Below are 21,975 nucleotides of genomic sequence, written 5' to 3'. Positions count from 1 at the left end.
CCTTCGGATTTCGTTTCAGGCCACGGCATGGAGATGGGCGGGCTTGGTGGCGGGTGACGCTTGTTGCCCGGGGTTCGATTGACCGAGATAGAAGGCCCTGATGTCCTCGCGCTGGCGAAGCTCGGCGGCGGTGCCAGAGAGAACGGAGACGCCGTTTTCGAGGACGGTGGCATGGTCGGCATATCGCAGCGCGACCGCCGAATTCTGCTCGGCGACCAGGATCGACAGGCCGGTCTCGCGGTTGAGTTTTCTCAGGCTCTGGAAGATGTCCTGGACGATGAGCGGGGCGAGCCCCATCGACGGTTCGTCGAGGACCAGCAGCCGCGGCCGCGACATCAGCGCCCGGCCGATCGCGGTCATCTGCTGTTCGCCGCCCGAAGTCAGGCCGGACAATGTCCGACGCTTTTCCTGAAGCCTCGGGAAATAGCCGTAGATCCGCTCGAGATCTCCATTGATCTCGGCGCGGCTGCCGCTGCGGCCGATGCCGCCGGCAACCAGATTTTCCTCGACAGTGAGGCTCTTGAAACAGTGGCGGCCTTCCAGCACCTGGACCAGCCCGGCGCGCACCAGATCGCCCGGCTTGCGGCGCGAGACATCGGAGCCTTCATAGCGGATGGTGCCGGCATTGACCTGGCCGCGTTCGGCGGGCAGCAGGTTGGAGACGGCCTTCAGCGTCGTGGTCTTGCCGGCGCCGTTGGCTCCGAGCAGGGCCAGGATCTGGCCGCGCCTGAGTTCGAAGCTGACGCCATGCAGCGCCGTGATGGCGTGGTTGTAGGTGGCATGGACCGTGTCCACGGCAAGAATGACGTCATCGTCCGGCATAGGGGCTCTCATTGCGTGGTTCGATGAACAGCCGGGCGCTGCGGAAAGTTGTCCGCAGCGCCCGGCTTTGGTTGATCAGTTGGTGGTCACCGCATTGGCATCGTCGGCGGTGCGCAGCTTGATGCCCTTCTCGGCCGCGTAGGCCTCGGCGGACTTCTCGATGATCGGCCGCAGCAGCGCCCAGTCGGGCGCGATCCAGTCGGAGACGACGTTCCACTTCTTGCCGTCCCACTGCTGGAAGGTCACGTAGCCTTCGCCTTCATGGTTATCCCAGCTGACATTGATCGAGTGGAACAGGTCCTTGGCGCCGAGCGCCTCGACCTTGGCCGGATCAAGCTTGAGATGCTCGAAGCCCCAGCGGACCTCGTCGCCGGTCAGCGTGCGATGGCCGAACTTCTCCTGCGCGACGCGGATCGCCTCGACATTGAGGATGCCGTTGACGATGCCGAGATTGTGGTAGACCGAGCCGATGCGCGACTTGTCTTCAAGGTTGCCCTTGCCGGCGCCGTAGACCGTCTTCACTATCTCCTGAACCACCGGGTAGGAGTTGCCCGAAGCCTGCGTGGTGATGGCGGTGTAACCCTTTGCGGCGTCGCCGGCCGGGATGACGTCCTCTTCAGAATTCGACCAGACGTTGCCGACGATGTGATCGACGGGGTAGCCGACCTTGACCGCCGTCTTCAGCGCCACCGGGTTCATCACGCCCCAGCCGCGCAGGACGACGAAATCCGGCTTGGCGCGGCGGATGGTCAGCCACTGCGACTGCTGCTCGTTGCCGGGATGCGGCACCTCGATCTGCTGCACGGTGAAGCCGTATTTCTGCGCCAGCAAATCATAGATCGGGATAGTCTCCTTGCCGTAGGGCGAGCCGTGATAGAGCACGACGATCTTCTTGCCCTTCAACTTGTCGATGCCGCCTTCCTTGGAGGCGATATAGTTCACGATGCCTGATGTCTCGCTGTAGGGATTGAGCAGCAGCGGGAAGACGTAGGGAAACACCCGCCCGTCGGTGGAGTCGGTGCGGCCGTGGTTGACGGTGATCAGCGGCACCTTGTCGGCGGTGATGCGATCGATCATGGCATAGGCGATGCCGACCGAAAGCGGGTTCCAGGCGGCGGCGCCGGCATGGCTCTTCTGCCGCTCGTAGCATTCAACGCCGCGCTCGACCTCGTACTGGGTCTCGCATTCGTCCCAGGTCAGCTTGACGCCATTGACGCCGCCGTCGCGGATGTTGATGAGGTTGAGATAGTCGATGAAACCGCCGAAGAAGCCGGTGCCGCCGGCCGCATAAGGCCCGACACGATAGCTCTGCAGCGGGAAATATTGTTCGTCGGCGTGCGCGGCGGGCAAGGCCACCGACACGATCATCGCCGCGGACAGCGCCGCCGCCTTGATTGTGCTGAGGAAAGTCATGGTCGAGGTACTCCCGGTATGGGCCTTCTTGTTCGGCCCCTTGTTCATTTTTCGGATGGGATTCATTTCAGTGCATCGCTCAAGTCGACTGCCAGGCGAACAGGAGCCGTCTTCGGATCCTGTCCCACAGCGCCACCAGCCCGTCGGGTTCGAGGATCAGAAACAGGATGATGAGCGCGCCCAGCACGATGCGCTGGCTCATGTCGAGCACGCCGGAGTCAAAGAGATCGCCAAGCAGGAAGCCGCCGAGGCGCGATAAGCCAAGCGGAAAGACCACGATGAGGGCGGCGCCGAAAAACGCGCCGCGGATCGAAGCCAGGCCGCCGATGATGATGATGAACAGGATCTGGAACGAGCGGTCGAGATCGAAGCCATCCGGCTCGACGGTCCGCAGATACGCAAAGGCCCAGATGACGCCGGCAACGCCGATGATAAAGGATGAGATGGCAAAGGCCAGGAGCTTGGTCTTCAGAACCGGGATGCCGATGATGCGGGCGGCGGTTTCATTGTCGCGGATGGCGATGAAATTGCGCCCGGTCTGCGACGTGACCAGCCGATAGGCAAGGAAGGTCAGCACTGTGACGATGGTCAGCGCGAAGAGATAGCGGCCGATGGCGCCGTCCAGCGCGTAGCCTGAAATCGACAGTCTCGGCGCGTCGATGACGCCGGACGCCGAGTTGTTGGAGAACCAGCTGAACTTGGTCAGCGCCCATTGCACGAAGAACTGCGCGGCAAGCGTCGAGACCGCGAGATAAAAACCCTTCAGCCGCAGGCTGGGCAGGCCGAAGACGATGCCGATCGCGGCGGCGACGATGCCGGCCAGGAAGATGCTGCCGATCAACGGCAGGCCTTCGACGCGTAGGTTGAAATTGTAGGCGGCGAAGGCGCCGGCCGCCATGAAGGCAGCGCTCCCCAGCGACACCTGGCCGGCATAGCCGGTGAGGATGTTCAAGCCCACGCCGGCGAGGCTGAGCGCCAGGAACGGCAGCAGGATGGCCTCGAACAGATAGCTCGAGCCGATCAGCGGCACGACGCCATAGGCGAAGGCGAGCAACAGCACGGGCACGATCCATTTCGGCAGCACCGGCACGGAGGAGAAATCGCTTGATATCGCGGTCATCGCTCAGATCCTCTCGACGAGCCTCTGGCCGAACAGGCCGGAAGGACGGATCAGCAGGAAGACGAGCGCGACGACATAGGCGAACCAGCTCTCGATGCCGCCACCGAAATAGTCGCCGATATAGACCTCGGCGAGCTTCTCGCTGGCGCCGATCAAGAGCCCGCCGACGATGGCGCCGAGGATGGAGTCGAAGCCGCCGAGCACCAGCACCGGCAGCGCCTTCAGCACCACCAGCGAGAGAGAGAACTGCACGCCGAGGCGTGCACCCCAAAGCAGTCCGGCCACCAGGGCGACGAGGCCGGCGGCAGCCCATACGGTCGCCCAGATCAAGGGTAGCCTGAGGCCGACCGCGAGGGCCGCGAACTGGTCGTCGGCGACAGCGCGGAAGCTCAGTCCGATGCGAGTGTAGCGAAAGAACAGCGACAGCAGGAGAACCATGCCGGCGGCCACCACGGCGGCGAAGATGTCGAACTGGCTGATCAGCACGCCGCCGATTTCCAGCGGCACGTCCTCGATGCCGAGGTCGAGGCCATGGACCTGCGTGCCCCAGATCAGCTGCGCGGCACCCTCGATGATGTAGGACAGGCCGAGCGTCGCCATGAACAGCGTGATCGGCGGCTTGTTGGTGAGTGGCCGCAGCACCGTGCGCTCGATGGCGACACCCATCGCCACCATGATGGCGAAGGTAACAACCAGCGCCAGCGCGAACGGAATGCCGCGCTCGACAAGGCTGACGAAGGTGAGTGCCGCAAACAGCAACATCGCGCCTTGCGCGAAATTGAGCACGCCCGAGGTCTTGTAGATGAGCACGAAGCCGATCGCGACCAGCGAGTACATGACGCCGGAGAGCAGGCCGCCGACGAGCACTTCGATGAAGAACTGGTAGTCGAAATCGGCGATCATATGCCTGCCCCCTCCTCATTGCTGGAGGTGCCCTCATTGTCCGAGGCGCCGCCGAGATACGCATCGATGACGCGCTGGTCGTTCCTGACTTCGTCGGGCGTGGCGTCGGCGATCTTGCGGCCGTAATCGAGAACGGCGATGCGGTCGGACAGGTCCATGACGACGCCGACATCATGCTCGATCAACACCACGGTGGTGGCGAAACGATCGCGCGCGGCACGGACGAAAGCCGCCATCTCGCTCTTTTCGCTCGCCGTCATGCCGGCCATCGGCTCGTCGAGCAGAAGCAGGCGCGGCTCGGCCACCAGCGCGCGGGCCAGTTCGACCCGCTTCTGCAGCCCATAAGGCAGTGTGCCGACAAGACGATCGCGAATGGCGGTGAGATGGAGGAATTGGAGGATCTGTTCGGCACGGCTCAGGGAGTCGCGCTGCTCGTCGCGCGAAAGGCCGATGCCCAGCACCTGGCCGGCAAAGTTGGAGCGGACCTTGTAGGCGAGGCCGGAAGCGACATTGTCGAGAACGCTGAGGCCTTTGAACAGTGCGAGGTTCTGAAATGTCCTGGCGACGCCGAGATGCGCCAGCCGCTGCGTCGGCACCTGGGCATAGACGGCGCCGTCGAGCTCGACATGGCCGCGATCCGGCCGGTAGACGCCGCTGATGACGTTGATCAGCGAGCTTTTGCCGGCGCCGTTCGGACCGATGATGGCGCGGATCTCGCCTGATTGAACCGACAGATCGATATCGGCCAGCGCAACGACACCGCCAAAGGACAGGCCGATGCCCTGAAGCGACAGCAGCGGAGCGGCGGCGGCGGCAACGGAGCCCGCCGGCTCGCCGCTGCCTTGGGGCTGCTGCTCCTGGCGCAAGGTTGACGGCAGGCCGCGCGCAAAAACCTCCGGCGCGTAGACCGAGGCGTCCATCACTCCTAGGGCATAGCTGGGCAACGGCATTCCAGTCGTCCTCGATTAGGCGCGCAAATCCTCGATGCCGCTCGATGGATCGAGCGCGCCGGGTACTTTCATTGGTGTGCCGGCCGGTGCTTGTCCGGCCAGCCTATGGGGTGACTATTCCGCCGCCAGCGACGCTGCCGCCTCGGCGTTTTCCAGTTCGCGGACGAGCGGGATGACGTGCTTGCCGAAATACTCGACTTCTTCCTGGAAATGCAGGAAGCCGAGCAGGATGAGATCCGCACCTGCGCGCTTCAGGTCGACGATGCGCTCGGCGACCTGCCTCGGCGTGCCGATCAGGTTCGAGCGAAAGCCGTCATTGTACTGGACCAGATCGTCGAAGGAGGATTTCGCCCAATTGCCCTCGCCCTCCGGCGAGGCCTTGCCGGCATTCTTCACCTCGTGGCCAAAGGCGTTGACCGCTTCGGGGTTGGCCTTGGCGATGATTTCGGCGAGCACCGCCCTGGCCTCGTCCTCGGTCTCGCGGACGACCGCGAAGGCGTTGACGCCGACCTTGACGGAATGGTTGTTGGCCTTCGCCTTGGCTTGGATATCATCCACCTGCTTGGCGATCTCGGCCGGGGTGTTGCCGTTGGTGAAGTACCAGTCCGAGACGCGCGATGCCATGTCGCGCGCGGCGCGCGACGAGCCGCCCTGGAAGATTTCGGGCAGCGGCTGCAGCGGCTTCGGCTTCAGCGAATAGTCGTTGAAGCGGTAGAAATCGCCACGGAAGGTGAAGCTGTCTTCAGTCCATATTCCGCGCAGCGCACGGATGAATTCTTCCGAGCGGCGGTAGCGCTCGTCATGGTCGAGCCAATGTTCGCCGATGGCGTGGAACTCGCCGCGGAACCAGCCGGAGACGAGGTTGATCGCGACACGGCCATTGGTGAGATAGCTGATGGTGGCGATCTGCTTGGCCGCCAACGCCGGGTTCCATGGTCCGGGCAGCAGCGCCGCGATGACCTTGAGCGTGGTGGTCGCCGCCAGCAGATCATGGCTGAACGCCACCGATTCATGCTGCTCATCGGCGCCGTAGCCGGCGGTAAACCGGATTTGGCTGAGCGCGTAATCGAAGCCTGATTTCTCGGCGATCTGCGCCAGCTTGCGATTGTACTCGGCCGAATGATTGGTGCGCTGCTCGATGTTGGAAATCACCAGGCCGCCCGAAACATTCGGCACCCAGTAGGCGAATTTGATCGCGTCGGCTTCTGCGTGTGCCATGAACTGTCTCCCATTTCAGGCGGTGTCGTTAATCGCTCCGGCCGCGCCGGATTTCCCTGATATTTATTATGTTTATAGAATATATATACAAAGAAGGATTTTCCGTTTTTGAGGCCCTTTTGGGACGAAAATACCAATTCTCGCTGTCGACCCCGGCCCGCAGGTGTCAGCTCGCGAGTGAGCGGTGCGCGGCATTGGCACCGATGGCCTGCGCTGACGGCAGCGTTGCCAGCAGCTTGGCAATTTCAACCGCGACCGCCTGGGCATGGCGGGCGACTTCGGGCAGACCCATGAGCTCGCCGAAAGTCCCTCGTGCCAGCGGGCCGGCGACCAGGAGTGTCGCGACCGCCTCCCCGTCCAGGCCGATCGCGCGGCTGTCGAGACTTGTCTCGATGCCCAGTCCGTATTGGTCCGTCCTGATCAAGCCGCCTTCCGCCAGTGAGTTTAGCGCCGGGTTCAGCTGCAGTGCCTGCCCATGGGCCGGACCCGTGGTGTTGATGACAGCATCGAAGCGCGCCGTCTCGATCCGGGTCTGCCCGCGCCGTTGAAAGCTGACAGCCAGGCTGCCGTCCTCATCGTTCGACGCGACAAGCCTGGCGGCAATGGTGGCAAACGTGCCGGTCGCATGACGCCGGTCGAGCACGGCGGCGACCTGCGGCGCAATCCTGAAGCGATGCACGTCCCAGAACACGCGCAACTGGCGGACCAGCCTTGCCCGCTCCGGCGGGGCAAGTGCGGCCCACAGCACCGGCCCCTGCAGGCGCAGCTGATCGAAGACCGACTGCCAGTTGACATTGGCCGCCCTTGCCGCTGCCAGCATCGCGCGAATTGTCCTGAGCAGGCCGAGCGCCGTCATGGCGGGCGCGGATGCAAAATCGCCAAAAGGCTCACCCCTGACATCGGGGTGTCCGCGCGAGCGTAAGCCGTGGCGCGACAGCGTGAGGATGCGGCCACGATGGCCACGACGGTCAAGTTCGGCGACCATGTCGGCAGAGGTCAGCCCGGAGCCGACGATCAGCACCGAGGCGTCCGGCCCGATCCCTGAAAGCGCTGCGGATGCGTATGGGTCGGCGATGAAACCCGGCGCTTCCGTCAGCGAGGCCAGCGCGTTGGGAACTCCGGGCCGCGGATGCGTCGCTGCGAGGACGACGATGTCGGCGGCGACCGGCCCACTGGACGTGTGCACCGTCCAACCCGCGCCATCCGTCTCGCGCGTCACGCGAATGGCGGGACCTTCGAGATGACGGACAAGGCCGGAACTGAGATACGGCGCCAGATGCTCGGCTACGTAGCGGCCGAACACGCGCCGGCGCGGAAAAGCGTCGCCGTTCTTCCAGATGGCATCCGGGTCGTGTTCGAGTTCTCCGCTGCCAGTCAACCAGCGTGCAAAATGCTGCGGGTCGTCGGGAGCCATGCTCATCCTGACCGCGGGGACATTGACCCGATGCGACGGTTCCTCGCTGGAATAGGCAAGGCCACCGCCAAGCAAGGGTCGCGGCTCGATCACGGAAATGGAAATGCGCTCCGGCCGATGCAGTTGCGCCAGGTGCCACGCCACCGCCGCACCGGAAAAGCCACCGCCAATGATGGCGACGCGCATCCGCAAGGACGGAGGAAGCAAGTTCACGAGGCGCTGGCGAGCGACTTCGGCCGGTGGTCGCCGGCGATGGTCTCGCCGAACGGGCCGGTGTTGACGGACGAGCCGGTCGCCTTGACCGGATGGTCGGTCGGCAGTTTCGGCAGCACCAGCTCGCCGAAGCGATAGGCTTCTTCGAGATGCGGATAGCCGGAAAGGATGAAGGTATCGATGCCGAGGCGCCGGTATTCGTCGATGCGCTCAGCGATCGTGTCGGGGTCGCCGACAAGTGCCGTCCCCGCGCCGCCGCGCACCAGGCCGACACCGGCCCAGAGGTTGGGGGCGATCTCGAGCTTGGCGCGATTGCCGCCATGCAGTGCGCTCATCCGCGCCTGGCCGACCGAATCCATGCGGGCAAAGACCTTCTGCGCCGAGGCGATCGTCGCATCGTCGAGCCGGCTGATCAGCCTGTCGGCGGCGGCCCAGGCCTCCTCGGTGGTTTCGCGGGCGATGACATGCAGCCTAATGCCGAAGGAGAGCTTGCGGCCGGCCTTCTGCGCCAGTTCACGCATGCCGTCCAGCTTGCGCTCGACATCGGCTGGCGGCTCTCCCCAGGTCAGGTATTTGTCGATCTCCTGCGCCGCCACCACGGATCCAGCGTCGGACGAGCCGCCGAAATAGAGCGGCGGATAGGGCGTCTGCACCGGCGGAAACAGCAGCCTTCCATCCTCGATGCGGAAATGCTTGCCGTCGTGCTCGACCGTCTCACCGCTCAGCACCCGCTTGTAGATCTGCAAGAACTCCTGCGTCACCTCGTAGCGCTCGGCATGCGACAGGAAGATGCCGTCGCCCTTGTTCTCCAGCGGATCGCCGCCGGTGACGACGTTGATCAGCAGGCGGCCATTGGAGATGCGGTCGAGAGTCGCAGTCATTCGTGCGGCGAGCGTCGGCGACTGCAGGCCGGGCCGCACGGCGACAAGGAAACGCAAGCGTTCGGTCATCGGCACAAGAGCCGATGCGATCACCCAGGAATCCTCGCACGAGCGGCCGGTCGGCAACAGCACGCCATAGTAGCCGAGCGTGTCGGCAGCCTTTGCCACTTGCGTCAGATACGGCAGATCGACCGATCTGCCGCCCTCGGCTGTGCCGAGATAGCGGCTGTCGCCATGCGTCGGCAGAAACCAGAGCACCTTGATGCGATCAGGCACGGCCCGGCTCATGGCTTTTCTCCCGCTGCCTGGCGAAGGCGGCCGGATATGCCTGCTTTGGCGGGTGGCTGATGCGAAAGAGTGGGCATGGCGTGGTCCTGTCCGGGTGGAAACCAGATCGCCGGTGCAGATTGCTTATTCCACAAACTCTGTAGAGTTAGTTTATTCTAAATCCGCTGACGGAATTAGAAATTCTCTCCATCCGCCCGAATCCGAATTCACTGGCTGCCACGCCTTCCTCGGGCGGCCAGGTCCCTCCCCCGGCGGCTGGTCTGTTGTCCTCGGCATCAGATTCCGGAAGCCATGGGCGAGTTGCACGTCCGAGCCGCCCCTCTTATTAGAGGCTTTCTGATTTTCATTCCAAACTGACCATTTCCGGCGACTTAAGCCACGGATTTCCCATGGACCTGGATCCTTCGGCGCTCAATAGGGCTCTTCCGCTCCGCGATCAGATCTATCATCAGATTCGCAACCTGATCGTCGTCGGACAGATGAGGCCCGGGGAAGTGATCAACGAGGTGGCCATCGCGGAAGCGCTCGGTGTTTCGCGTACCCCAGTGCGCGAAGCGGTCAAGCGCATCAGCGACGAGGGTCTGGTCAACATCCTGGCGCAGACCGGCATTTATGTCGCGCCGATCAGCCGGGCCGACCTGGAAGAAGCCTACGTCATCCGCCGGGCCCTGGAGATGGAAAGCGCCCGACGCGCGGCCGCCAAGTTCTCACCGGCAGCCGGCGAATTGCTGGAAGACAATATCGCGGCGCACCGGCTTGCCATATCGCAGGGCAGATATGCCACCGCGATACAACTTGACGATGTCTTTCACCGCACCATCGCCGAAATCTGCGGCCTGCCGATGATCTGGAGAGCCGTAGACATCTCCAAGGCGCAGATGGACCGCGGCCGCCATCTCGTCATTCCGAAGCCAGGCTATGGCGAACAGACGATCGAGCAGCATGAAGCCATCTTCGCGGCTTTGAAGCTTCACGATGCCGAGGGCGCCGCGCAGGCGATGGAACGCCATCTCGAGACCTCGTTGCGCAACACGCTCGAAGTCGCGGCCGACCTTCTCGGTTAGCCTCAGGACCCGCTGATATTGTCGCGGGTCGGGCGGACGACCTATTAGCGGGAATTGCCGTTTAGCCCGGCAACCGGCCGAGGCCAGCCGCAAAGCGCGCCACCATCGCAAGGCCGATCTCGCTGGGTCGCATCGCGGGAGCCCGGTCGTGTATCGGGATGCCGATACGAGCGCCGAACAGCCGCTTGCCGTAGCAGATCAGGTTTTCGATGCCTTGCATGACGAAGACGGCTGCCGGCAACATTCTTGTATATTCAGCCTCGGCCGTGACTTCGTCTCCGGCGCGGAACGCATGATAGGCGCGCACGGCATAGTCGACGCAATCCGGCGCCAGGATCATGCCGCGGCAACCGATGCGGAAATTATCGACCAGCTCCAGGCCGCCGCGTCCGTTGAAAACCGGCATGCGGCCTTCGGTGCGTTCGATCAATCCGGCAATATCGGTGACCGGACCCTCGCCCTTGATCAGCCTGATGTTGGGATGCAGCGTGACGAGTCCGCGGATTTCGTCCGATGACAGGCCGCGCCCGAAAAAGGCCGGCGCGTTCTGGATCGCCACCGGCAGGTCGGTCGCCTCGGCGACGCGGCCGAAGAACCTGATGTATTCCGGCGCACCATAGGATCCGACCGGCGGCGGCTGCAGGATCACCCAATCCGCTCCCACGCTTTCGGCGTGCCGAACCTGTGCGATCTGCTCGGCCACCGAAGAGCCGAAGATGGTGAAGGCGAGCGGCACTTTTCCGGCGGTGTCTTCCGCCGTCCAGTCCATGATCGTCCGGCGCTCGGCGCCGGTCAGCTTGGCGACTTCCGTCGCCAGGCCGAGCGCCGCCATGCCGTGCACGCCGGTCGCCAGGCAGATCTCGACTTGCCGACGCATCGCCGCGCGGTCCAGCTGTTCGTTCACGTCAAAGAGCGCGTAGAGAATGGCGTGAATGCCGTGGAAATCGTCAGGCCGGAAATTGGGCATGCTGGTCGACCTCAATGGCTTTCGCGTGGAATGGCGTGGCCACGGCATCCGACGAGAAAGTCGAGATCGGCGCCGCGGTCCGCCTGCAGAACACGGTCGACGTAGAGGCCCTGATAGCCGCCGCGCATCGCCGGGACGGGCGGTAGCCAGGATTCACGACGCCGCGCCAACTCCTGTTCCGACACGTCGAGATGCAGCTTTCTTGCTTCGACGTCGAGCTCGATGAAGTCGCCGCTCCGGACCAGCGCCAGCGGGCCGCCGATAGCGGCTTCGGGCGCGGCATGCAGAACGACGGTGCCGAAGGCGGTGCCCGACATGCGGGCATCGGAGATGCGGATCATATCGCGGACGCCTTGCTTCAGCAGCTTTCGAGGCAGCGCCATGTTGCCGACTTCGGCCATGCCAGGATAGCCCTTCGGCCCGCAATTCTTCAACACCATGATCGACGCCTCGTCGATGTCCAGCAAGGGGTCGTCGACGCGCGCCTTGTAGTCGTCGATGTCCTCGAAGACGACAGCGCGGCCACGATGCTTCATCAGGGCTGGCGACGCGGCGGACGGCTTGATGATGGCACCATCGGGCGCCAGATTGCCGCGCAGCACCGCAATGCCGCCCTGCGGCGTGAGCGCTTTGTCGCGCGGGCGGATCACCTCCGGATTGTAGTTTTGGGCATCCCTGATGTTGTCGCGCACGCTCTTGCCGGCGACGGTCAGCGCGTCGAGATCGAGCAGATCGGCGATCTCCTTCATAACAGCCGGAATGCCGCCGGCGTGGCAGAAATCCTCCATCAGGAAGCGGCCGGACGGCATCAGGTCGAGGATGGTCGGCACATCGCGGCCATATCGATCCCAATCGTCCAGCGTCAGGTCGGTGCCGACGCGGCCGGCAATCGCCAGCAGATGCACGACCGCATTGGTCGAGCCGCCGATGGCACCATTGACGCGGATGGCGTTGGCGAAGGCTGCCCTCGTGAGGATGGCCGACGGGCGCAAATCCTCATTGACCATCTCGACGATGCGCCGCCCGGTCATGCGGGCGATGCGGCTGCGGCGCGCGTCGACGGCGGGATAGGCGGCGTTGCCGGGCAGTGCCAGGCCGAGCGCCTCAACCATCGAGGCCATGGTCGAGGCCGTGCCCATGGTCATGCAGTGGCCCGGCGAGCGCGACATGGCGCTCTCGGCATTGGCGAAATCCTGCTCGCTCATCACACCGGCGCGAACGTCTTCCGAAAACTTCCACACATCGGTGCCGGAGCCGATCTCGCGGCCCTGGAAGCGGCCATTGAGCATCGGCCCGCCGGAGATGACGATCGACGGCAGGTCGCAGGAGGCCGCGCCCATGACCAGCGACGGCGTGGTCTTGTCACAGCCGGCCATCAGCACGACGCCATCCATCGGATTGCCGCGGATTGCTTCTTCGACATCCATCGAAGCGAGGTTGCGAAACAGCATCGCCGTCGGGCGCAGATTGGATTCGCCGCAGGAGAAGACCGGGAATTCCAGCGGCAGACCGCCGGCCTCCAGCACGCCCGCCTTGATGTGTTCGATCAGGCCACGGAAATGCACATGGCACGGCGTGAATTCGGAAAATGTGTTGCAGATGCCGATCACCGGGCGGCCGTCGAAGGCGTCGTCGGGCAGGCCGTTGTTCTTCATCCAGCTGCGGTGGATGAAGGCATCCTTGCCTTGGCCCCCGAACCAGTGCTGCGATCGTCTCTTGGTCATGGTTTTCCCGGAATTCAGACGGGATGCTGGAGCTGGTTCAGTCCACCATCGACGACGAGGGTCGCCGCGTTCATGAACGGGCACTCGTCGGAAATCATGAACACCGCGGCCAGCGCGATCTCGGGCGCCGTGGCGATGCGGCCGCCAGGATGCAGCGCCATGGTGTTGGTGCGTGCCGCTGCCGGATCGGGAAAGCTGTTCCAGTAGTCGATGGCCTTCTGCGTCTCGACATAGCCCGGCGCCAGCGCGTTCACGCGCACGCCTTGCGCCGCATATTCGAGTGCCAGCGATTTGGTCAGGCCAAGCAGCGCGTGCTTGGCGACCGGATAGGGGAAGGTGTGCGGGATGATGGTGAAGCTGTGCGTCGAGGCGATGTTGAGGATGGCGCCGCCGCCGCTCGCGATCATGCCCGGCAGCACCGCCTTGCTGCAGTTCCAGGCTCCCTTGACGTTGACGTCGAAGTTGCGGTTCCACTCTTCCTCGGTCGCCTCGAGCGGAGTCGAGAACACATTGACCCCGGCATTGTTGATCAGCGCGTTGATCGGGCCGATCTCGGCGTTCGCTTGGCTGACGGCAGCAGCAATCGCGGCGCTGTCGCTTATGTCGGCTACAACACGCCCGACACGGCCTTGCGGTGCGGCGAGGCCGGCGACGGCCTTGTCCAGCAGTGCGCCGTCGCGGTCGACCAGGAACAGTCTTGCGCCTTCGGCTAGGCAGGCCTCGGCGATGGCGAGCCCGATGCCTTGCGCGGCACCGGTCAGGAAGATGCGTTTGCCGGAAAGGCGCCCAGCCATTTTTGTTCCTCCAGCCTAACGCCGGCCCAGTGCCGACGAGCGCAGATTGTCGAGCAGCACGGCCAGCAGCAGGATCACGCCACGCACGATGTACTGGTAGAAGGCCGGGATATTGAGCAGGTTCATGGCGTTCTCGGCGATACCCATGATCAGTACGCCGACGATGACGCCCGACATGGTGGCGCGGCCGCCGGCAAGCGAGACGCCGCCGAGCACGCAGGCCGAGATGACCGAAAGCTCGAGCCCGACCGCAGCGTTGGGCTGCCCGGAAGTGATGCGCGACGCGAGCAGGATGCCGGCGATGCCGCAGACGACGCCCTGCAGCGCGAATATCCAGATGCGCGTCCGGTCGACATTGACGCCGGCAAGGCGCGAGGCCTCGGGATTGCCGCCGATGGCCAGCGTGTTCTTGCCGAAGACGGTGCGGTTGAGGACGAAGCCGAAGATGCAAAACAGGATGGCGAGCACCCAGACAGGCGTCGGTATGCCGAGCAGTTTCGACAGCGCGAGCTGATAAAAATCCGGGCTGTTGATACCGACGGCACGGCCGTCGGACGCAATCAGCGCAAACCCGCGCACGATCTGCATGGTGGCCAGTGTCGTGATCAGCGCGTTGATGCGGAATTTGGCGATGACGACACCGTTGATGAAGCCCACGAAGGCGCCGCAGGCAATTGCCGCCAGCAGGCCGAGCAGGATCGAGCCGGTGTAATTCGACGCCATCACCGCGACCATGCCGGCAAAGGCGACGATGGAGCCGACCGACAGGTCGAAGTCACGCGCGGCAAGGCAGAACATCATGGTGCAGGCGACGATGCCGACGGTGACCACCGACTGCAGCAGGCCGAGCATGTTGCGGTCGGTGAGGAAGTTCGGCACCAAGAGCGACACCAGCGCGAAGGCGACGACGAAGATGACGACGAGGCCCTGTTCGCCGAGCAGGATTTTTTTCAACTGGTCGGTCATGCCAAAGTCCTCAGGATGCGATCGCGTCGGGGGTTTTCTGATCGGGAAGTGCAGCGGCCAGGATCGCCCTTTCGGCGAACTGGTCGCGGGTGAGTTCGGCGCTGACGCGGCCGCCGCACATCACCAGAATGCGATCGCAGATGCCCATCACTTCCGGCAGTTCGGACGAGACGACGACGATCGCCATGCCGTCCTGGGCAAGCTGGTAGAGCAATTCGTAGATTTCCGATTTGGCGCCGACGTCGATGCCGCGGGTCGGCTCGTCGACAATGAGGACCCGCACGCCCTGTTCGGACAGCCAGCGGCCGAGGATGACCTTCTGCTGGTTGCCGCCGGAGAGGTTGATGATGTCCTGCTTGCGCGAGGGCGTGCGCACCTTGAGCTTCTTGATGAAGGTTTCGGCGGTGGCGATCTCGCTGGCGCGGTTCAGCACGCCGAAGCGCGCGTGATGGCGCCGCGACGAGATGTTGATGTTCTCCTCGACCGAGCGGCCCTGGATGATGCCGTCATGCTTGCGATCCTCCGAGCACAGCACGATGCCGGCCCGGATCATGCCACGCGGATCGGTGGCACGGACCAGCTTGCCGTCGACGGTGATGGTGCCGCCCGTACGCGGATCGGCGCCATAGACCAGCCGCATCAGTTCCGAGCGCCCTGCGCCGATCAGGCCGAAGAAGCCGACGATCTCGCCTGCCCTCGCCTCGAAACTGGCCGGCGTCTTCAGTTTGGGGCCGCTGAGAGCGTCGACCTTCAGGCGGACATCGCCCGTTTTTCGTTCGCGAAAACCCCAGATATCCGAAATCTCGCGGCCGACCATCTCGGCGACGACCTGATCGCGGGTGACGCCTTTCAGCGAAGCGTGGTGCGCCGCGAGCTTGCCGTCGCGCAGCACGGTCAGGCTGTCGCAGAGCCGGAACACTTCGTCGAGCCTGTGCGAAACGTAGATGATGACCTTGCCCTCGCCGCGCAGGCGGTCGATCAGGGCAAACAGGATTTCGCTTTCGCGCGAGGACAGCGACGAGGTCGGCTCGTCCAGCGCGATGACGCGTGCGTCGAGCATGACCGCCTTGGCGATCTCGACCATCTGGCGTTCGCCGATGGACAGCGTCTTGACCTTGCGGCGCATGTCGATGTCGATGCCGGCCGATTTCAGCTTGGCGCCGACGTCGCCCAGCATCCGGCGGCCGGCGATGATACCGGCGTTGGCGGGGAAACGTCCGAGGCTGAGATTTTCGGCGACGGTGAGTTCAGGAACGAGCTGCAGTTCCTGGTGGATGACGATGACACCATTGTCGAAGGCATCCCGGGTCGAGGCATAGGCCTGGACCTTGCCGTCGATGCTTATCTCGCCCTCGTCGGCATGCTGGTCGCCGGACAGGATCTTGATCAGGGTGGATTTGCCGGCGCCGTTCTCGCCCATCAGGCCGTGCACGGCGCCCTTGTCGACGCCGAACGACACGTCCGACAGCGCCTTGACGCCCGGATAGGTCTTGGTGATGTGCGAGAAGTCGAGAAAGGACACGGGCCGATCCTTCTTATGCCATGACAAACAGGCGGCGGGTTGAGCCGCCGCCTGTTTGTACAGGGAGGATTATTCGATGCCGAGGCCCTGGCGGACCTTCTGGTAGTCGTCGCGCTTGGCGAGCGCACCCGAGGTCAGGATCAGCTTCTCCGGTTCCTTGTTGTTGGCAACCCAGTCATACATGTTGAGCGCCGTCTCGTAGCCATGGCGCTTCGGCGAGATGATCACCGTGCCGACGAAGCCGGTGGCGGTCGGCTTCTTGAACTCGTTGATCGCCGAATCCGCCCCGCCGATGCCGACGCCGATCACGCTATCAGCGGGGATGCCGACGCTTTCCGAAGCACGCACCGCGCCCAGCACGGCCTCGTCGTTGAGACCGAAGGAGACCCACTTCTTGATGTCGGCATGTGCGTTGAGCACGACCGTCGCTGCGTTGAGGGCAGCTTCCGTGTCGGTCTTGGCCTGCGGGGCGTCAAAAATGTTCTCGGCCTTGAAGCCGTTTGCCTTCAGCACCGAGATGGCACCTTCGACGCGATCGACCGCGGTCGGCAGTTGGTCGTAGGAGACGCGGATGGCGCCAACCTCGTCGGCCTTCCAGCCGCGCGCTTTCATTTCGTCGACGATCGCCTGGCCGACGGCCTCGCCGATCTTGGTTGCCGAGATTCCCATATGCGGCACGTCTTCCAGCGCCTTGCCGTCGGCGCCGACCAGGCGGTCGTCAACGGTCATCAGCTTGAGATTGTTGGCGGCGGCCTTGGCGACGATGCCGGGGCCAAGCTTCACGTCGGGCGTGCAGACGATAAAGCCCTGGGCGCCCTGGGCGCCGAGATTGTCGATCGCCGACATCAGCTTCTCGCCGTCCTCGGCGCCGATCTTGACCAGGGTAAAGCCTTTTTCCTTAGCGGCCTGGTCGGCGAACTTCCATTCGTCCTGGAACCACGGTTCCTCGGGCTGTTTGACGATGAAACCGATCTTGGTGTCCTGAGCATATGCAGCGATGGTCGTGACGGACAGCACGGCAAGCGCGCCCGCGACGAGCGCGGTCTTCAAAAGTCGCATGATTACCTCCCAGCGATAGACCGGGCGCCCAGCCCGGATGCCGAGTCTCTAGTCGCTTTTATCATACTCGTCAATTGATCTTGTATGATAATTAAGGTACATGCTCTGACCAGCGATCGCTGGCGCAATTGATCCGCATCCGTTAAGGCCGGACCGATTGTGCGAAACCAGCGGTTCGCCGCCTTGGAGGAGGGCTGAGGTGACCGGGACTTTGAAGAAACCGCAAGGCGACACAGCCACTCGCCGCCCGCGCGTCATGCCCGACGTGACCAAGGCGATTGCCTCGGACATCTTTTCCGGGCGCTATCCGGCCGGCTCCTCACTGCCGACCGAAAACGAACTCGGCGTCGAATACGGCGTCAGCCGCACCGTCATCCGTGAGGCCTTGAAAGTGTTGGCGGCAAAGGGGCTGGTGCTGTCGCGGCCACGCGTCGGCACGATCGTCTGCAACGAGGACGACTGGAATATCATCGACCCACAGGTGCTGGCCTGGCACGCGCCGCATGCACTGGACGACAAGCTCTTCGATGCCATCCTCGAAACGCGCCGCGCCATCGAACCGCTGGTTGCCGAACTGGCTGCCACGCGCGCGACGCTGCAGGAGATCGCCGATCTCGAAGCCGCATGGCGCGGCATGGCGGGCGCGGGCGAGGATCTCGCCGCCTTCTCGCGCAGCGACATCGCCTTCCACCAGATCGTCTACGCCGCGAGCCACAACCCGATCTTTCGCCAGATCGGCAATCTGATCGACGCAGGGCTGAAATTCTCGCTGGAGGCGACGGCGGTGATTTCGCTCGACCGGCGCATGGAGGCCGTTGCGGCGCACCGCGAGGTGGTCGAAGCGCTGCGCATGCGCGACGCCGAGGCGGCGCGTGGGGCAGCAAACAAGATCCTCGACCTCGCGGCGCGCGACCTCGTCAGCGCCAAGAAACTCAAGAGCAACTGAGACTGCGCATGAAAATCATCTCGCTCACCACCTACATCGTTCCGCCGCGCTGGCTGTTCCTGAAGATCGAAACCGATGCCGGCGTCACCGGCTGGGGCGAGCCGGTCGTCGAAGGCCGGGCGCTGACCGTCGAGGCAGCGGTCAAGGAGCTTGGCGATTATCTGATCGGCAAGGATCCCCGCCTGATCGAGGATCACTGGACGGTGATGCACCGCGGCGGCTTCTATCGTGGCGGGCCGATCCTGATGAGCGCAATTGCCGGCATCGACCAGGCGCTGTGGGACATCAAGGGCAAGGCGCTCGGCGTGCCCGTGCACGAGCTGCTCGGTGGCAAGCTGCGCGACACGATCAAGGTCTATTCCTGGATCGGCGGCGACCGGCCGGCCGAAGTGGCCGCTGGTGCGAAGGAAATGGTTGCGCGCGGTTTCCTGGCGTTGAAGATGAACGGCACCGAGGAACTGCAGATCGTCGACAGCCACGACAGAATAGACGCTGCTGTCGAACGCGTCGCCATGGTGCGCGACGCGGTCGGACCCAACATAGGCATCGCTGTCGATTTTCATGGCCGCGTGCACCGGCCGATGGCGCGCGCCCTGGTCAAGGAGCTGGAGCCCTACAGGCTGATGTTCATCGAGGAGCCGGTGCTCAGCGAAAACCGCGAGGCGCTGAAGGAGATCGCCGCGCTCGGCTCGACGCCGATTGCGCTCGGCGAGCGCCTCTACAGCCGCTGGGATTTCAAGTCGGTGTTCGAGGAGGGCGTCGTCGACATCATCCAGCCCGACCTCTCGCATGCCGGCGGCATCACCGAATGCCGCAAGATCGCGGCGATGGCGGAAGCCTATGACGTCGCCGTGGCGCCGCACTGCCCGCTCGGGCCAATCGCCCTTGCCGCATGCCTGCAGCTCGACGCCGTCAGCTACAACTGCTTCATCCAGGAGCAGAGCCTCGGCATCCACTACAACGCCGCTAACGACCTGCTCGACTACGCCGCCAACAAGGACGTCTTCCGCTACGAGGATGGTTATGTCGCCATCCCCGACGGCCCAGGCCTCGGTGTCGAGATCGACGAAGAGTATGTCAAGGAACGCGCTAAAGAAGGCCACCGCTGGCGCAATCCGATCTGGCGCCACAAGGACGGCTCCTTCGCCGAGTGGTGATCGGGCTGGCTTTCAGTCACTAAGCGCTCCATGAACAGTGAAGACTTTGTCCGGCGAGCAGTTGCTCTCGAGAAATGGCTCGTTCGTTCCGTTTGATGGAGGCGCTTTCAGCGGCGTTGCCTGAACTGACCATCAAACGCAGATGACCTCAGTGCGGCACATTCATCGGCTGCGAATTGCAGAGGGACTGTTTGGTGGAGCCAATCGGGATCGAACCGACGACCTCTTGAATGCCATTCAAGCGCTCTCCCAACTGAGCTATGGCCCCACTTCCGGCAGTCAACCGGCGCCGTTTCCGGCGAAGAGATCCGGCGCGAGTTGGAGACCGCGCCGTTAGTGCAGGCGGCTTCTAACCCCGCCCTTCTCAGATATCAAGCCTTCGAGAGCCGCTTTTTCTTTGCAGGCCGCGAAAGCCTGCAAATGCCCGCTTTCAAGGCCCGATCAAACCTCGTCGTCGTCGTCGCCGACGCCGATCATGTCGGCAACGTCGTCATCTTCTTCCTCTTCGTCGGCGAGGAAGGTGTCGTCCTCGTCGTCGCCGAGATCGACGTCGTCCTCGTCGTCGCCAAGATCCGGCAGGTCGTCGCCCTTGACGTCCTCATCAGCCTCTTCGAGCGAGACGACCTCAACGCCTTCTTCTTCCTCGGCGTCCACTTCCTTCTCGGCCACTTCCTCTTCCTCCTCGAGAGCGGCAATCTTGCCTTCCTCGAAATAGGAACGCGGATAGGTCTTGCCGGTGTAGGGCGAGACGATCGGGTCCTTGTTCAGGTCGTAGAATTTTCGGCCCGTCTCCGGGTCGATACGTTTTGTGCCAAGTTCGGTTTTTGCCACGGCAAGCCTCGTCAATAAAAGAGTGGTCCCCTTAACCACAGTTTGCAGCGCTGTCAAAGCGAAAAGCCGGCGTCACAAAACCATACGTTGAAAGGCGTCGCGTCAGTGACGACCATGGGGGATGACCATTTCGGCCCGCCGTGATACGAGACCGCCACAACAAATGAAAAGCGCCGGCCTGCCGGCATTCCGTCCAGGGAAATTCCATGTCTCACGCCGCCGCCCCCAAGCCGGCCACCGCCCGCCGATCCCCAGCCCTTTCCGGCACCGCGCGCGTGCCGGGCGACAAGTCGATCTCGCACCGTTCCTTCATGTTCGGCGGCCTCGCCTCCGGCGAGACCCGCATCACCGGCCTGCTCGAAGGCGAGGACGTGATGCGCACGGGTGCGGCCATGAAGGCAATGGGCGCGCATACCGAGAAGCATGGCGCCGAGTGGGTGATCCGCGGCACCGGCAATGGCGCGCTGCTGCAGCCGGAAGGCCCGCTCGATTTCGGCAATGCCGGCACCGGTTCGCGGCTGACCATGGGCCTTGTCGGCACCTATGACATGGAGACGACCTTCATCGGCGATGCCTCGCTCTCGGGCCGGCCGATGGGCCGCGTGCTGGAACCGTTGCGCCAGATGGGCGTGCAGGTGCTGAAGGCGACGCCGGGCGACCGCATGCCGATCACGCTGCATGGACCCAAGCATGCGGCGCCGATCACCTATCGCGTGCCGATGGCCTCGGCGCAGGTGAAGTCCGCAGTGCTGCTCGCCGGCCTCAACACGCCCGGCATCACCACGGTGATCGAGCCGGTGATGACACGCGACCACACCGAAAAGATGCTGAAGGGGTTTGGCGCCAATCTGTCGGTCGAAACCGACGAACGCGGCGTCCGCCACATCTTCATCGAAGGCCAGGGCAGACTGACCGGCCAGACGATCGCGGTGCCGGGCGACCCGTCCTCGGCCGGCTTCCCGCTGGTGGCCGCACTGATCGTGCCGGGTTCGGACATCACAATCGAAAACGTGCTGATGAACCCGACCCGCACCGGGCTTTTGCTGACGCTGCAGGAAATGGGCGGCAAGATCGACATCCTGAACCCGCGCAATGCCGGCGGCGAGGATGTCGCCGATTTGCGGGTGCGCTATTCCGAGATGAAGGGCGTCATCGTGCCGCCCGAGCGGGCACCGTCGATGATCGACGAGTATCCGGTGCTCGCGGTCGCCGCCAGCTTCGCCGAGGGTGAAACGCTGATGCAAGGGCTGGAAGAGCTGCGGGTGAAGGAATCCGATCGGCTGTCGGCCGTCGCCAACGGGCTGAAGCTCAACGGCGTCGATTGCACCGAGGGCGAGGCTTCGCTTGCCGTACGCGGCAAGCCGGGCGGCAAGGGGTTGGGCGGCCATCCCAACGGCCAGGACACCACCGTGCGGACCCATCTCGACCACCGCATCGCCATGAGCTTTCTGGTCATGGGGCTGGCGACGGAAAAGCCGGTGACCATTGATGATGCCGCGATGATCGCGACGAGTTTCCCGGAATTCATGGGCCTGATGAAGGGGCTTGGGGCGGAGATCGGGTGAGAGTCGTGGCAACCAATAGCCTTGGCACGCTGGCAGGACAGAGGGGGGCGCGAAGGATCGCCACGCCTGCTCTTTTCGTTGGCCTGTCAATGACTCACACCTTCACCATCGCCATCGACGGTCCGGCCGGCGCCGGCAAGGGCACGCTGGCGCGACGG

The 21,975-nt window shown here is 63.9% G+C and carries 19 protein-coding genes, 1 tRNA gene and 1 pseudogene; 5 read left to right on the top strand and 16 right to left on the bottom strand.

Translation table 11 applies throughout. From position 1 onward, the window contains the following. Positions 1 to 15: 15 nt before the first annotated feature. From EOA16_RS05700 to ssuD, 8 genes are all read right to left on the bottom strand, one after another. Positions 16 to 822 carry an ABC transporter ATP-binding protein gene (locus EOA16_RS05700; protein ID WP_164754131.1) on the bottom strand — a complete coding sequence of 269 codons (807 nt, stop codon included), beginning with the start codon at positions 820 to 822 and terminating at the stop codon, positions 16 to 18. A gap of 75 nt (positions 823 to 897) precedes the next feature. After that, the gene (locus EOA16_RS05695; protein ID WP_127256262.1) at positions 898 to 2,235 is read right to left on the bottom strand and encodes an ABC transporter substrate-binding protein; all 1,338 of its coding nucleotides are present in this window, start codon (positions 2,233 to 2,235) and stop codon (positions 898 to 900) included. 79 nt (positions 2,236 to 2,314) lie between these two features. Continuing rightward, complete coding sequence (locus EOA16_RS05690) at positions 2,315 to 3,355, bottom strand: branched-chain amino acid ABC transporter permease (protein WP_127256260.1); 1,041 nt, start codon at positions 3,353 to 3,355, stop codon at positions 2,315 to 2,317. Between the two features lie 3 nt (positions 3,356 to 3,358). Next, positions 3,359 to 4,258 carry a branched-chain amino acid ABC transporter permease gene (locus EOA16_RS05685; protein WP_127256259.1) on the bottom strand — a complete coding sequence of 300 codons (900 nt, stop codon included), beginning with the start codon at positions 4,256 to 4,258 and terminating at the stop codon, positions 3,359 to 3,361. Continuing rightward, on the bottom strand, positions 4,255 to 5,208 hold the full coding sequence (locus EOA16_RS05680) for an ABC transporter ATP-binding protein (RefSeq protein ID WP_127256257.1): 954 nt from the start codon (positions 5,206 to 5,208) through the stop codon (positions 4,255 to 4,257). Before EOA16_RS05680 ends, EOA16_RS05685 begins: the two co-directional genes overlap by 4 nt. A gap of 114 nt (positions 5,209 to 5,322) precedes the next feature. Continuing rightward, positions 5,323 to 6,426 (bottom strand): dimethylsulfone monooxygenase SfnG, encoded by a 1,104-nt coding sequence (sfnG, locus tag EOA16_RS05675; RefSeq protein WP_127256255.1) that lies wholly within the window; start codon positions 6,424 to 6,426, stop codon positions 5,323 to 5,325. A gap of 166 nt (positions 6,427 to 6,592) precedes the next feature. Next, on the bottom strand, positions 6,593 to 8,053 hold the full coding sequence (locus EOA16_RS05670; protein WP_127256253.1) for an FAD/NAD(P)-binding protein: 1,461 nt from the start codon (positions 8,051 to 8,053) through the stop codon (positions 6,593 to 6,595). Next, positions 8,050 to 9,222: an FMNH2-dependent alkanesulfonate monooxygenase gene (ssuD, locus tag EOA16_RS05665; RefSeq protein ID WP_127256251.1), complete on the bottom strand. Its 1,173-nt coding sequence runs from the start codon at positions 9,220 to 9,222 to the stop codon at positions 8,050 to 8,052. The genes EOA16_RS05670 and ssuD overlap by 4 nt, the downstream gene beginning before the upstream one ends. A gap of 389 nt (positions 9,223 to 9,611) precedes the next feature. Here ssuD and EOA16_RS05660 point away from each other — a divergent pair, with 389 nt between their 5' ends. After that, positions 9,612 to 10,286, top strand: coding sequence for a GntR family transcriptional regulator (locus EOA16_RS05660; RefSeq protein ID WP_127256249.1), 675 nt, complete (start codon positions 9,612 to 9,614; stop codon positions 10,284 to 10,286). A gap of 61 nt (positions 10,287 to 10,347) precedes the next feature. Here EOA16_RS05660 and EOA16_RS05655 read toward each other — a convergent pair whose 3' ends face one another. From EOA16_RS05655 to EOA16_RS05630, 6 genes are all read right to left on the bottom strand, one after another. Then, entirely contained in the window at positions 10,348 to 11,253 is a 906-nt protein-coding gene (locus tag EOA16_RS05655; protein ID WP_127256247.1) for a dihydrodipicolinate synthase family protein, read from the bottom strand. An 11-nt stretch (positions 11,254 to 11,264) separates the two neighbouring features. Further along, the gene (locus tag EOA16_RS05650) at positions 11,265 to 12,977 is read right to left on the bottom strand and encodes an IlvD/Edd family dehydratase (protein WP_127256245.1); all 1,713 of its coding nucleotides are present in this window, start codon (positions 12,975 to 12,977) and stop codon (positions 11,265 to 11,267) included. A gap of 14 nt (positions 12,978 to 12,991) precedes the next feature. Beyond that, positions 12,992 to 13,771: an SDR family oxidoreductase gene (locus EOA16_RS05645; RefSeq protein WP_127256244.1), complete on the bottom strand. Its 780-nt coding sequence runs from the start codon at positions 13,769 to 13,771 to the stop codon at positions 12,992 to 12,994. Positions 13,772 to 13,786: 15 nt separating this feature from the next. Further along, positions 13,787 to 14,737: an L-arabinose ABC transporter permease AraH gene (gene araH, locus EOA16_RS05640; RefSeq protein ID WP_127256242.1), complete on the bottom strand. Its 951-nt coding sequence runs from the start codon at positions 14,735 to 14,737 to the stop codon at positions 13,787 to 13,789. A 10-nt stretch (positions 14,738 to 14,747) separates the two neighbouring features. Continuing rightward, positions 14,748 to 16,259, bottom strand: a complete 1,512-nt coding sequence (araG, locus tag EOA16_RS05635; RefSeq protein ID WP_127256241.1) for an L-arabinose ABC transporter ATP-binding protein AraG — start codon at positions 16,257 to 16,259, stop codon at positions 14,748 to 14,750. Positions 16,260 to 16,328: 69 nt separating this feature from the next. Next, positions 16,329 to 17,318: an arabinose ABC transporter substrate-binding protein gene (locus EOA16_RS05630; protein WP_027039820.1), complete on the bottom strand. Its 990-nt coding sequence runs from the start codon at positions 17,316 to 17,318 to the stop codon at positions 16,329 to 16,331. A gap of 256 nt (positions 17,319 to 17,574) precedes the next feature. On the opposite strand from EOA16_RS05630, the gene EOA16_RS05625 reads away from it, so the two are divergent. Further along, complete coding sequence (locus EOA16_RS05625) at positions 17,575 to 18,264, top strand: FadR/GntR family transcriptional regulator (protein WP_245455880.1); 690 nt, start codon at positions 17,575 to 17,577, stop codon at positions 18,262 to 18,264. Positions 18,265 to 18,272: 8 nt separating this feature from the next. Then, entirely contained in the window at positions 18,273 to 19,421 is a 1,149-nt protein-coding gene (gene dgoD, locus EOA16_RS05620) for a galactonate dehydratase (RefSeq protein WP_127256238.1), read from the top strand. 192 nt (positions 19,422 to 19,613) lie between these two features. Here the strand turns inward: dgoD and EOA16_RS05615 are convergent. Beyond that, positions 19,614 to 19,689: transfer RNA gene (locus EOA16_RS05615), tRNA-Ala, on the bottom strand. 173 nt (positions 19,690 to 19,862) lie between these two features. Next, positions 19,863 to 20,252, bottom strand: coding sequence for a TIGR02300 family protein (locus tag EOA16_RS05610; RefSeq protein WP_013528180.1), 390 nt, complete (start codon positions 20,250 to 20,252; stop codon positions 19,863 to 19,865). Positions 20,253 to 20,458: 206 nt separating this feature from the next. On the opposite strand from EOA16_RS05610, the gene aroA reads away from it, so the two are divergent. Then, entirely contained in the window at positions 20,459 to 21,817 is a 1,359-nt protein-coding gene (aroA, locus tag EOA16_RS05605; RefSeq protein WP_127256236.1) for a 3-phosphoshikimate 1-carboxyvinyltransferase, read from the top strand. 89 nt (positions 21,818 to 21,906) lie between these two features. Further along, a pseudogene (locus EOA16_RS05600) lies at positions 21,907 to 21,975 on the top strand ((d)CMP kinase); the annotation flags it as partial.

It is taken from the genome of Mesorhizobium sp. M7A.F.Ca.US.008.03.1.1, assembly GCF_003997495.1.
Taxonomy (GTDB): domain Bacteria; phylum Pseudomonadota; class Alphaproteobacteria; order Rhizobiales; family Rhizobiaceae; genus Mesorhizobium.
Note: the sequence above shows the minus strand (reverse complement) of the source record. Positions and strands in the feature narration are given on the sequence as shown.

What these genes read in the sequence shown, in the direction of transcription:
- EOA16_RS05700 (WP_164754131.1), bottom strand. Translation starts at nt 822, where the DNA reads ATGCCGGACGATGACGTCATTCTTGCCGTGGACACGGTCCATGCCACC.
- EOA16_RS05695 (WP_127256262.1), bottom strand. Translation starts at nt 2,235, where the DNA reads ATGACTTTCCTCAGCACAATCAAGGCGGCGGCGCTGTCCGCGGCGATG.
- EOA16_RS05690 (WP_127256260.1), bottom strand. Translation starts at nt 3,355, where the DNA reads ATGACCGCGATATCAAGCGATTTCTCCTCCGTGCCGGTGCTGCCGAAA.
- EOA16_RS05685 (WP_127256259.1), bottom strand. Translation starts at nt 4,258, where the DNA reads ATGATCGCCGATTTCGACTACCAGTTCTTCATCGAAGTGCTCGTCGGC.
- EOA16_RS05680 (WP_127256257.1), bottom strand. Translation starts at nt 5,208, where the DNA reads ATGCCGTTGCCCAGCTATGCCCTAGGAGTGATGGACGCCTCGGTCTAC.
- sfnG (WP_127256255.1), bottom strand. Translation starts at nt 6,426, where the DNA reads ATGGCACACGCAGAAGCCGACGCGATCAAATTCGCCTACTGGGTGCCG.
- ssuD (WP_127256251.1), bottom strand. Translation starts at nt 9,222, where the DNA reads ATGAGCCGGGCCGTGCCTGATCGCATCAAGGTGCTCTGGTTTCTGCCG.
- EOA16_RS05660 (WP_127256249.1), top strand. Translation starts at nt 9,612, where the DNA reads ATGGACCTGGATCCTTCGGCGCTCAATAGGGCTCTTCCGCTCCGCGAT.
- EOA16_RS05655 (WP_127256247.1), bottom strand. Translation starts at nt 11,253, where the DNA reads ATGCCCAATTTCCGGCCTGACGATTTCCACGGCATTCACGCCATTCTC.
- EOA16_RS05650 (WP_127256245.1), bottom strand. Translation starts at nt 12,977, where the DNA reads ATGACCAAGAGACGATCGCAGCACTGGTTCGGGGGCCAAGGCAAGGAT.
- EOA16_RS05645 (WP_127256244.1), bottom strand. Translation starts at nt 13,771, where the DNA reads ATGGCTGGGCGCCTTTCCGGCAAACGCATCTTCCTGACCGGTGCCGCG.
- araH (WP_127256242.1), bottom strand. Translation starts at nt 14,737, where the DNA reads ATGACCGACCAGTTGAAAAAAATCCTGCTCGGCGAACAGGGCCTCGTC.
- EOA16_RS05630 (WP_027039820.1), bottom strand. Translation starts at nt 17,318, where the DNA reads ATGCGACTTTTGAAGACCGCGCTCGTCGCGGGCGCGCTTGCCGTGCTG.
- EOA16_RS05625 (WP_245455880.1), top strand. Translation starts at nt 17,575, where the DNA reads ATGCCCGACGTGACCAAGGCGATTGCCTCGGACATCTTTTCCGGGCGC.
- dgoD (WP_127256238.1), top strand. Translation starts at nt 18,273, where the DNA reads ATGAAAATCATCTCGCTCACCACCTACATCGTTCCGCCGCGCTGGCTG.
- aroA (WP_127256236.1), top strand. Translation starts at nt 20,459, where the DNA reads ATGTCTCACGCCGCCGCCCCCAAGCCGGCCACCGCCCGCCGATCCCCA.